Origin of the sequence: Streptomyces prasinopilosus (genome assembly GCF_001419695.1) — a bacterium.
Lineage (GTDB): Bacteria > Actinomycetota > Actinomycetes > Streptomycetales > Streptomycetaceae > Streptomyces > Streptomyces prasinopilosus.
The window spans coordinates 1-7,979 of the sequence record NZ_LIRG01000726.1 but is presented as its reverse complement, the minus strand read 5'-3'; the positions used below and the strand labels follow the sequence as shown (position 1 = coordinate 7,979).

The window sequence follows — 7,979 nt, the reverse complement described above, 5'->3', positions numbered from 1 at the left end:
GGCCAGGATCGCCGGTCCGCTGCGTGACGCGCTCGCGCTGACGGCCCTGCCGCTGGTGGCGGCGCTGGCCCTGCCCGCCGCGTTCGCCGGCGGCGGCACCCGGCGCTGGTTCGGCGGGCGGGCCGAGAACCAGCGGGCCGAGGCGCAGGCCGCCAAGGACGCGGCGGCGGCCGCGTTCTACGAGCTGGACACCGCCCAGCGGGACCTGCGGATCTCCATCGAGACCATCACCGCCGTCGACGGCTCCCCCGCCGCCCGGCGGGCCGTCGCCGACTTCGAGGCGCTCGGCCGCCGGATCGACGAGGCCAGCCACACCTACATCGAGGCCGTCGACGCCCATGACCTCGACCGGGACGACCTGGACGCCTCCACCGCCTCCCGGGCCCGCACCGAACTGACCGCCGCCAAGGGCGAGCTGGACCGGGTCAAGCGGGAACTGGACCGCTTCGCCGAGGGGCTCGGCCCTCTCCTCGGCAAGGCCGAGAACCAGCTGGCCCGGCTCGCGCCCGCCGTCGAGCGGGCCCGTCAGGCGCTGCTCGCCGCGTCGAACGCGCTGGACGCCGCCCGTGCGGCGGGGCTGCGGGCCGACGACCTCGCCGCCCGGCTCGCCGCGCTCTCCCCGGAGCTGACCCGGCTGAACCAGGGCGCCGGGCAGCACGGCGTGCCGCAGACCCTGGAGCGGGCCGAACGGGTCATCCGGCAGGCCGAGGCCATCCGCGCGGAGGCCGACCGGCTGCCGGAGCAGGCCGCCGAGACCGGCCGCCGGCTGGTGTCCCTGCGCACCCGCGCGCAGGCCCTCACCACCCGCTCCGAGCAGGTGGAACCGGTCCTCAGCGAGCTGCGCCGGCGCTTCAGCGCCGCCTGCTGGCAGGACCTCCAGGGCGTCCCCGACGTGGCCGCGGAGAACGTGCGGCAGGCCGAGGCCCGGCTCGCCGAGGCGGGCGCCGCGCGCGACGAGCAGCGCTGGGCGGACGCCACCGCCCTGCTGTCGACCGTACGGGCGCTGCTGAACACGACCGACGAGGCCGTGTCCGCCGCCGGGGACCGGCTGCGGCGGCTGAACGCCGTGCAGAAGGACCCGGAGCAGGAGATCGAGCGCACCCGGTTCGCCATCCGGGACGCCCAGCGCCTGGCCATGGCCGGCCGCCACACCCCGGACCCGCGCCACGCGCACCCGCTGGACGGCGCCGTGGCCCGGCTGGAGCGGGCCGTCGCCGGACTGGAGGGCCGCCACCCCGACTACTGGCACTTCCTGACGGAGACGGAAGCGGTCCGCCGGTCGGTGGCGGAGGTGGTGGCCCTGATCCGCGAGGACCGGGGCGGCTCCGCCGGCTGACCGTTAGGGCCCGGCCCCGGCGTCTCCCGCTCCCCGGCGCGGTCCGCGGCCCCTGCTCCCCGACCCGTGCGTTCCGGCCGGTCGCCGCCGCCACGGGCCATCGGCGCCGTCCGCCGGTTAGCCTGTGCGCATGCCTCGTTACGAGTACCGTTGCCGGACCTGCGGCGACACCTTCGAACTGAGCCGTCCCATGGCCGATTCCGCTGCTCCGGCCGCCTGTCCGGCAGGACACGACGACACCGTGAAGCTCCTGTCCACGGTCGCCGTGGGCGGTGCCGCCCAGGCACCGGCCGCCGCTCCCCGCTCGGGTGGCGGAGGCGGAGGCGGTGGTTGCTGCGGCGGGGGCTGCTGCGGCTGACGGCCCCGCCCCGACGTCCCCCGGGCGCCGGGACACACCCCCGGGATCCCGCGGCCGGGGGGCCGTCGGTGATCTTCCTCAGGCTCTCTTCAGCTACGGCTTTGTACGGTTGTCTGCATGACAGCCATCGCAGCGGGCGCGGAAGCCGGACCCCAGTGGGTCAACGACCTCATGGACACCCTGGGTGCGCCGGGGGCGGGGCTCGCCATCGCACTGGAGAACCTCTTTCCGCCGCTGCCGAGCGAAGTGATCCTGCCGATGGCGGGGTTCGCCGCGAGCGCCGGGCGGATGGGCCTGCTCGCCGTGCTGCTGTGGACCACGGCCGGTTCGGTGATCGGCGCGCTCGCGCTGTACGGCGTGGGCGCGCTGCTCGGCCGGGAGCGGACGGTGGCGATCGCGGGGCGGCTGCCGCTGGTGAAGGTCTCGGACATCGAGAAGACCGAGGCCTGGTTCCTGAAGCACGGGACCAAGGCGGTGTTCTTCGGCCGGATGATCCCGATCTTCCGCTCGCTGATCTCGGTGCCGGCCGGTGTGGAGCGCATGCGGTTGTCCGTGTTCCTGGGCCTGACCGCGCTGGGCAGCGCCATCTGGAACACCGTCTTCGTGCTCGCGGGCTACCTGCTGGGCGAGAACTGGCAGCAGGTCACGACCATCGTGTCGGCCTACTCCAAGGTGGTCCTCGGCCTGGCCGTGCTGGCGGTGCTCGCGTTCCTCGTCCTGCGGATGCTGCGGCCCGGCGCCGGCCGCAGGCGGCGCGGCCGGCAGCCGGGCGCGGAAGGGGCCGGGCCGGCGGACTCCCCCGGGGAGGACGACCCCGCCGACCGGGACGACCCCGCCGACCGGTACGACTCCGCCGACCGGGACCGCCGCGGCTGACCCCGCTCCCGCCGGGTCCGCCGGGGCGGCTCGTGGAAACCGCCGCGCGGAAGCCCGTCTCACCCGGACGGGCGGGCCGCCCTCAGGAACTCCCGCAGGATCTCCTCCCCGGCCACGACCCCGCGCCCGGGGAGCGCGGTGGTCCCGGGTGCCGTCCAGTCGGCGTCGGCCAGTTCGCCGTGGCCGGGGCGCCAGCTCCGGTCGGCGGCGAGCAGCAGGTCGGCGTCGAGGAGCGAGTCGCCGGCGGCGAGGGTGAGGTCGGCGCCGGTGCGCCGGACGACCTCCCGCACGGCCGCGCTCTTGGTGAGCGGCTTGGGCACGGCGTAGATCTTGCGGCCCTGCAGGGAGACCGTCCAGCCGCGGTTCTCCGCCCAGACGGCGAGTTCCTTCACCCACCCCTCGGGCAGCAGGTCGCGCTCGACGACGAGGTAGGCGAAGAGGTCCTCGGCGACCCGGTGCTTGCGCGTCCAGGCCGGGTCGGCGGTCCGCTCCAGATGGCCGCGCACCTCGGAGAGCGGGGCGCACTCGGCGGCGAGGCGGGCGAGCACCCGGGCGTGCCAGTCCGGGTCGGTCTCACCGTCGACCAGGAGGTGGCCGCCGTTGGCGCAGATCGCGTACGCCGGGGCGGGGCCGGGGAGGCTGATGCGCCGGTACTGCTCGCGGGTGCGGGTGGTGGTCGGCACGAACACGGCGGTCTCGGCGAGTTCGGTGAGGAGCCGGGCCGCCGTCTCCGTCAGGTAGGACAGCGGGCGGCTCTCGTAGACCTCCACGCACAGCAGCCGCGGGGCCCGGGCGTCGGGCATGCCCAGGGCGAGGGCGTTGGCGGAGTAGATGAGGGTGCGGTCGAGGTCGCTGGCGACGAGGACGGTCATCAGGCCGTCACCGCCCTGCCGTCGGCGCCGGTCGCGCCGCGCGTGTACCGGGGGTGGATCAGCCCGACGCAGGTGTACGGGAGTCCGTCGACCTCCTCGACGGGGACGCCCCGCTGGCCGGCCAGCAGCCGTACGTGGTCGAGGTCGCGGCCGGCTCCGGCGCGCGCGAGGATCTTCCACGGCACCCGGCGCAGCAGGACGCGGGTGGTCTCGCCGACGCCGGGCTTGACGAGGTTCACGTCGTGGATCCCGTACTCCTCGCTGATGCGTTCGACCGCGGCCCAGCCCTCCCAGGTGGGGGTGCGGTCGGCGGCGAGCAGTTCCCCGGCCCGGGCGCAGGCGGCGTCCGCGGCCTCGGGGAAGCGGGCGGAGACGGCGTCCAGGAAGGCCGCCGAGGCGTCCGCGCCGGCGAGTTCGCGGTAGAACTTGGCGCCGTGGAAGTCGTCCGGGCCGACCAGGTCGGCGCGGAGCACGGTGCGCGAGACGAGGCCGGAGACGGTCGAGTTGAGGCAGGCGGACGGGATCAGGTAGTCCTCGCGGGTGCCGTACGTCCGCACGCAGGAGCCGGGGTCGGCCAGGACCGCGATCTCCGGGTCGAAGCCGGTGACGCCGTGGGTCTTCTCGAACTCCTCGACGGCCTGGGCGAGTTCGCGGGTGATGGCGCCCTTGCCGGTCCAGCCGTCGACGAAGACGACGTCCCGGGGGTCGTGGTGGGCGGCCAGCCAGCGCAGCGCGTTGGCGTCGATGCCCCGGCCGCGGACGATGGAGACGGCGTAGTGCGGGAGGTCGAGCCGGTGGCGGTACCGGGCCCAGCGGCGCATCAGGATGCCGACGGGGGTGCCCGCGCGGGCCAGGGAGACCAGGACCGGGCGGGGGGACCGCTCGGCGAGCACGGTCTCGGTGACCACGCCGACCGCGTGGGCGATGCGGGCCGCCGAGGTCTCCAGCGCCGTGCGGAACAGCTGCTGGTACTGCTCGCTCGGCTGGTACTCGACGGGCAGCGACTCGGCGTAGTGCGCGCCGCCGCTCTGGATGGCCTCCTCGCGCTCCTCGGTCGGCGCCTCCAGGGTGACGTCGGAGAGGTCCTGGAGCAGCCAGCCGACCTCCTCGGGCGCGTACGAGGAGAAGGCGGGGCCGCGGAGGGGCTCGGGCAGCATGGGGGGTTCGGCCAGCAGTCCGCCGGGCGCGTGCAGCGCGGGGGTGTCGGCGGCCGAGTCGACGACGACGGCGACGGCGTCGAAGCCCGCGCCGGCGACGTTGTAGGCGTAGCGCTCGCCGGGGCCGTCGGCGGGGTCGTCGTGGGCGGGGAAGACCAGCCGGGTGCGTATCGCGTAACCGGGGTCGTCCACGGCGAGGACGGGCGAGCGGGTGGTGGTCGAGAAGCGGACCTCGGTGCCGGCCTCCCGCGCGGCAGGTGTCCGCTCCAGTCTCCGTTCCAGCGCGTGGGCGAGGCGGAGCGGGGCGTACATCAGTTCCTCGAAGCCGAGGACGAGGACGCGGCGCGCGCCGGCGGGGAGCGCCTGCTCGAGGCGGGCCGCCATGCCGGGGAGCGCGCGCTCCAGGCGGGCGCGGTGCGCGGGGGTGAAGCCGTGCCGTCCGCCGTCGGGAAGGCCGGAGGGCCAGCGCAGGTCCACGCGGACGGGCCCGCCGTCCGGGCGCGGGACGCCGCGGGCCGGCCGGCCGGCCCCGGCGGCGCTCTCGTACCGCGCCACCAGTTCCTGCCCCTTCTCCAGGACGCCCTCCGGCAGCCGCACCGTGCCCGACGCGGTCGTCACCAGGTCGATGCGGGCCCCGATCCCGCGGGCGAACCCGTCCAGCCGGCCGGCGTCGGCGGGCGAGCGCATGTCGACCAGGGCGACCACCACGTACCGCCGCCGGGGGTGGCGCGCGTGCAGGTCGCGGATGGTGTTCAGGACCGTGTTGCCGGTGGAGAACTCGTCGTCCACCAGGACCAGCGGGCCGTCCCCGGCCAGCAGGGAGGGGTCCTCGGGGAGCAGCAGGTGCGAGGTGGCGTGGGAGTGGGACTCCTCGAAGCCGCCCGCGGTGGCGACCCCGGGCACCGGCCGGCGGGTGGAGTGCAGGCAGGGGGCGGTGCCCAGGCCGTCGGCGACCGCGTGGCCGAGACCGGTGGCGGTCTCGGCGTACCCGAGGACCACCGCCCGGTGCGCCTGCTCGCCGAGCAGGTCGCGGACCCGGCGGCCCAGGGCGACGCCGTGGCCGTACACGACGGCGGGCGACTGCGGTACGTGCTTGCCGAGGACGTGGGACACCAGCAGGTGCGCCCGCTTGGGGTTGCGGCGCAGCGCCAGCCCGAGCAGCCCGGTCAGCCGGTCGTCGCCCGCCAGCTCGACGCCGAGCCGCTCGGCGACCCAGCTCCCGGACCAGACGTCCCCGGCCGGTACGTCCTCGGCGGGTGCGTCCCCGGCCGGTACGTCCCCGGCGGCCGGGGATCCGTCGCGCGCCTCGCGGGGCGCTCCCCCGTCCACGCCCTCGTGCACGCCCTCGTTCACTGCCTTCTCCATGGATTCCTTGCCGTCGGTCCGGTCGGGTCGGGTCACTTGGCCAGGCCGGCCGCGAGCAGCTCCACGAACCCGATGTCCTCGTTCGCGACGCCGAACACCTCGGCGCGCAGCACGGTCCGTTCGGCCCAGGCGCGGTGCGGCTTCACCTCGTTCATCTTGTTCGTGTACGCCGACCGCATGACACCGCCGCCATCGCGTCCGGGCCGCAGGATGTCCTGGGCGTCGCTGTACTCCTCGTGGCTGACCACGGACAGCGCGTGCACGGGCAGGACGTGCGAGGGGTGGATGCAGGTCTTGCCCTGCAGTCCGTTGGCCCGGTCCAGGGAGATCTCCCGCAGCAGGCCGTCCATGGCGTGCTCGATCAGCGACTGGCGCAGCTCCACGGCCTGCACCTCGAGGAACGGGCTCTGACGCAGCTGCGGCTTGAACATGCGCTCCTGGGCCCGGAAGTACTCCCAGACCGGCCCGGTCACGGTGAATCCGGTGCCGTCGACCCGGCCCAGCATGTTCACCACGTCGGCGATCACGGAGGCGACGATCTGGAGGTCGTAGGCCGTCATGTCGGGGCCGCGGCGCAGCCCGTAGGGGGAGCAGAAGTCGGTCACGCCGAGGCGCAGGGCGAGGACCCGGTCGCGGTACTTGTCGACCGCGCGGAGGATGCCTTCGAGGGTCTCCACCCGGGTCTCGCGGTAGAGCAGTTCCGGCGACTCCAGCACCGGCATCGCGAAGAGGCGGTGCCCGGCCTCGGCCTCGGCCACGGTGAGGGCCTCGAGGAAGGGCACCCCGCGTTCCCCGGTGAACTTCGGCAGGACGAACCCGGACAGCAGCCCGGCGGTGGGGCCGAGGCGCCGGACCAGGTCGGGGATCTGCTCGGGGGTGCGCACCCGGATGAACAGCAGCGGCAGACCGGCCCCGGTCCGGCCCGCCAGGTCGGCGAACTGGGCCACGAGGTTCGCCTCGCCGGCGGCCACGTCGTCGTCGCCGATGGAGTCCTCGAGGCACAGCACCATCGAGACCACGCCGTTTCCGGCCTGCTTGACGATGTCGTCGGCGAGCCGGGGGCGGGTCGCGGGGCTGTACAGCGTGGCGCCGAGGGCCATGGCGAGCAGGCGGGCCGGGGACCGGGGCGTGAACCAGCCCGGCTCCCGGTGGAAGAGACGTTTCCGCACCGCAGGGGCGATCTGTCCGAAATGATGCATTGAACTCCCCCGGTACGTCTGGGCATGCTGAGGAATGACTGGCTGGGAAACGGCTGTGGAATGTCGGAAGGTGGCCGGTAATAGTACGTACGTATCGATGTCGGCGGTTCCCGCCGGGTGTGAACTTCAGGTGACCCGGCCGTGCCGGTGCCGGGCGGCACCGGCGTGCGCGGACACCCCGCATTGTCGTGACCAGGACGGAGAGGGCAGGATGACCGCATGACGCACGCCATGCTGAAGGGGTCGAACGTCCCGCTCCGGACCACCACGGTACGCGCCGTCCTGCGCTGGTCGCCCGGCCAGGGGGTACCCGACGTGGACGCGTCCGCCCTGCTCCTCGGGCTCGACGACCGGGTCCGGTCGGACGAGGACTTCGTGTTCTACAACCAGCCCCGGCACCCCTCCGGCACGGTGTGGCGGCTGGGCAAGAAGCGCGTCGCCGAGAGCCTGACCGACACGATCCAGGCGGATCTCGGCGGGGTCGAGGAGGGCGTCGGGCGGATCCTGCTGGTGGCGTCGGCGGACGGGGTCGCCTTCGACACCGTGGACACGCTGCGCATCCTGCTGTACGACGCGCAGACCCCGGACGAGGAGGCGCTGGCGTCCTTCGACGTCACGCCGGAGACGGGCCGGGAGACCGCGCTGATCTGCGGTGAGCTGTACCGGCGCGGGGACGGCTGGAAGTTCCGGGCGCTCGGCGAGGGCTATTCGAACGGGCTGAAGGGCCTGGCGACGGACTTCGGGATCTCGGTGGACGAGTCGGAGGCCGCGCAGGAGCCGCCCGCGGCCGACGCCGCCCCGCCGGTCCCCCCGGCC

General features: G+C 74.8%; 7 protein-coding genes. 4 read left to right on the top strand and 3 right to left on the bottom strand.

The features are described 5' to 3' along the window. Positions 1–7: 7 nt before the first annotated feature. The 3 genes from AOK18_RS25335 to AOK18_RS25330 all read left to right on the top strand — a co-directional run bounded on the left by AOK18_RS25335 (position 8) and on the right by AOK18_RS25330 (position 2,570). Entirely contained in the window at positions 8–1,336 is a 1,329-nt protein-coding gene (locus AOK18_RS25335) for an ATP-binding protein (protein WP_079105172.1), read from the top strand. Positions 1,337–1,466: 130 nt separating this feature from the next. Continuing rightward, on the top strand, positions 1,467–1,694 hold the full coding sequence (locus AOK18_RS31380; protein ID WP_079105171.1) for an FmdB family zinc ribbon protein: 228 nt from the start codon (positions 1,467–1,469) through the stop codon (positions 1,692–1,694). A 117-nt stretch (positions 1,695–1,811) separates the two neighbouring features. Beyond that, positions 1,812–2,570, top strand: a complete 759-nt coding sequence (locus AOK18_RS25330; protein WP_079105170.1) for a DedA family protein — start codon at positions 1,812–1,814, stop codon at positions 2,568–2,570. 59 nt (positions 2,571–2,629) lie between these two features. Here AOK18_RS25330 and AOK18_RS25325 read toward each other — a convergent pair whose 3' ends face one another. From AOK18_RS25325 to AOK18_RS25315, 3 genes are read right to left on the bottom strand one after another with little or no spacing between them, the layout of a single operon-like run. Then, positions 2,630–3,442, bottom strand: coding sequence for an HAD family hydrolase (locus AOK18_RS25325; protein WP_055695831.1), 813 nt, complete (start codon positions 3,440–3,442; stop codon positions 2,630–2,632). Further along, positions 3,442–5,964 (bottom strand): phosphoribosyltransferase, encoded by a 2,523-nt coding sequence (locus AOK18_RS25320; protein WP_055695833.1) that lies wholly within the window; start codon positions 5,962–5,964, stop codon positions 3,442–3,444. Before AOK18_RS25320 ends, AOK18_RS25325 begins: the two co-directional genes overlap by 1 nt. A gap of 32 nt (positions 5,965–5,996) precedes the next feature. Then, positions 5,997–7,163: an HpcH/HpaI aldolase/citrate lyase family protein gene (locus tag AOK18_RS25315; RefSeq protein ID WP_055571349.1), complete on the bottom strand. Its 1,167-nt coding sequence runs from the start codon at positions 7,161–7,163 to the stop codon at positions 5,997–5,999. 219 nt (positions 7,164–7,382) lie between these two features. Here AOK18_RS25315 and AOK18_RS25310 point away from each other — a divergent pair. Beyond that, positions 7,383–7,979, top strand: a 597-nt coding sequence (locus AOK18_RS25310; RefSeq protein WP_167738741.1) for a TerD family protein, incomplete at its 3' end; no start/stop codon positions are given.

What these genes read in the sequence shown, in the direction of transcription:
- AOK18_RS31380 (WP_079105171.1), top strand. Translation starts at nt 1,467, where the DNA reads ATGCCTCGTTACGAGTACCGTTGCCGGACCTGCGGCGACACCTTCGAA.
- AOK18_RS25330 (WP_079105170.1), top strand. Translation starts at nt 1,812, where the DNA reads ATGACAGCCATCGCAGCGGGCGCGGAAGCCGGACCCCAGTGGGTCAAC.
- AOK18_RS25325 (WP_055695831.1), bottom strand. Translation starts at nt 3,442, where the DNA reads ATGACCGTCCTCGTCGCCAGCGACCTCGACCGCACCCTCATCTACTCC.
- AOK18_RS25320 (WP_055695833.1), bottom strand. Translation starts at nt 5,964, where the DNA reads ATGGAGAAGGCAGTGAACGAGGGCGTGCACGAGGGCGTGGACGGGGGA.
- AOK18_RS25315 (WP_055571349.1), bottom strand. Translation starts at nt 7,163, where the DNA reads ATGCATCATTTCGGACAGATCGCCCCTGCGGTGCGGAAACGTCTCTTC.